Below are 1,928 nucleotides of genomic sequence, written 5' to 3'. Positions count from 1 at the left end.
CGTAAGGGGTTCCCCCGAGCCCCGACATCCCCCCACCCGGACGGTTCCACCCGAAATCCGAGGCCCATACCGGCCCGACTCTTGCTGTCGGGGGCCGACGCACCCGTCCCCCCGTCGGATAGACTCGCCGGGAGAAAGCCACCATGCCCTTCGACCTCCGGGAAATCCTTCGCCAGTCCGAAGCCGCCTCCTCCGATGGAGGGCTCCCCACCTGGCTGAAGGAGAGCTGGAGTGACTCGGAGGGCTTCATCGCCGCGCTCGCCACCCACCACGCGGGCCGGGGTGGCCCCGCGCCGAAGAGCCGCCCGGGCCAGCACCACGACTTCTTCCACGACCTGGTCGTCCGCCACGCGGACTCCGGCGCTGCGGCCTTTCGCGCCTGGGACTCCGCTCGAGGATGGCAGGCCCTGGGCTACCGGGAGCTGGGCGAGCGTGCGTCCCGCCGCGCCACGGAGTGGGCCGCCCAGGGCGTCAAGCCGGGCGTGAAGGTCGCCCTCGTCCATCCGCTGGGACAGGAGCTGCTCGTCTCGCTCATGGCCGCGTTGAAGCTGGGCGCGTGCATCAGCGTCCTGCCGCCCACCGGGCCCCTGTTCCTGTCGCGGAGGCTCGCGCTCCTGGAGCCCCAGCACATCTCCGCGGAGGCCCACCAGGCGCCGCTCATCAAGGGCTTCGAGAACCTCCTGCTGCGCTCCCGAGGGGACGCGGCGCCCTCGTTCGCCTCCCACACGTACCGCCCCGCCGACACGGTGGCCCTGCTGTTCTCGCCGCGAGTCGACCCGCCGGACACCCCCGTGCCCCTCAGCGCCGAGCGCGCGTGGACCGGCGCGCTGTGCGACGGGCTGCTCACCTTCGGCCTGGGCGCGGGCGACGTGCTCGCGGCGCCCGGCCTCCACTTCCTCCAGCACCAGCCCGCCCTGCTCTTCGCCTCGCTGCTGAGGGGCGCGACCTTCCTCCACCTGGAGCCCGCGGACCTGGAGCGCACCCCCGGCCTGCTGCTCGAGCACCCGCCGCGAGCGCTCGGCGTCTCTCCGGCCCTCCGAGACACGCTGACGCGCGCCCGCTCCGGGCCCCTCAAGGGCGTGGGGCACTGGTTCCGCTCCGTCGATGCCCTCCATGACTGGGAGGCCTGGCGGGAGTGGGTGCGACAGTCGGAGCTGACCAGGGTGCCCCACGCGCTGGTGCTCATCGACGCGTCGGAGGGTGGCGTGGTGCTCGCGTCGCCCCGCCGCATCGGCGAGCTGAACGCGGCCATCGCCCCCGCACCCGGGCGCCCCTGGACGTTGAAGGACCTCAACCTGAGTGGCCAGGAGGCCGCGGGCGACGTGGGCGTCTTCACACCGCTGCCGGACAAGGACCGTCCCCCCGGCCACGTCATCCTCACCCGCCAGCGCGAGCAATTCCTCTACGCCGGAACGCGCGACGTCCGCCGCGACGGCCGCATCTACCCATCAACGGAAGTCGTGGAGGCGCTCGCCGACCTGCCGTTCTGCCAGGGGGCCTGCGTCAGCATCGCCGCGTCGGGAGGCACCGCGCAGCACACACCTCACGTCCTGCTCGTCTTCACGGGAACCGAGGACGCGGAGCGCTTCACGCAGGAGGCGGGCAACCGACGCCTGGAGATTCGCCGCCGGCTCGAGCTGCGGCTGGGCGCCGAGCACCTCCCGGACCGCATCGAGCTGTTCCCCCTCCTCCCGCACAGGACGAAGGACGGACAGGTCAACGCGGAGTGGTGCCGCTCCCAGTACCTCACGGGCGCGCTCCACCAGAAGTCGTCGGACCCCGTGTTCCAGGCCCTCACCGCGCTGAGGGGCCGCGCTCGCGAGAGCGTCCGGGGCCCCGGCGACGACGAGCGCTCCCGCTAGCGCGCGTACGCGGCGGACGCGCCCGCGTTCCCTGGCGACGCGTCCTGGCCGACCCCGCCCCCTCCC

General features: G+C 73.4%; 1 protein-coding gene. It reads left to right on the top strand.

Annotated elements, in window-relative coordinates:
* The first annotated feature begins 143 nt into the window (after nt 1–143).
* Nucleotides 144–1,862, top strand: a complete 1,719-nt coding sequence (locus HR086_RS46455) for an AMP-binding protein (RefSeq protein ID WP_141646314.1) — start codon at nt 144–146, stop codon at nt 1,860–1,862.
* The last annotated feature ends 66 nt before the right edge of the window (nt 1,863–1,928 follow it).

Source organism: Myxococcus sp. CA039A (assembly GCF_013336645.1).
Taxonomy (GTDB): domain Bacteria; phylum Myxococcota; class Myxococcia; order Myxococcales; family Myxococcaceae; genus Myxococcus; species Myxococcus llanfairpwllgwyngyllgogerychwyrndrobwllllantysiliogogogochensis.
The sequence above is the reverse complement of the archived record's forward strand: the minus strand, read 5'-3'. Positions and strand labels throughout refer to the sequence as shown.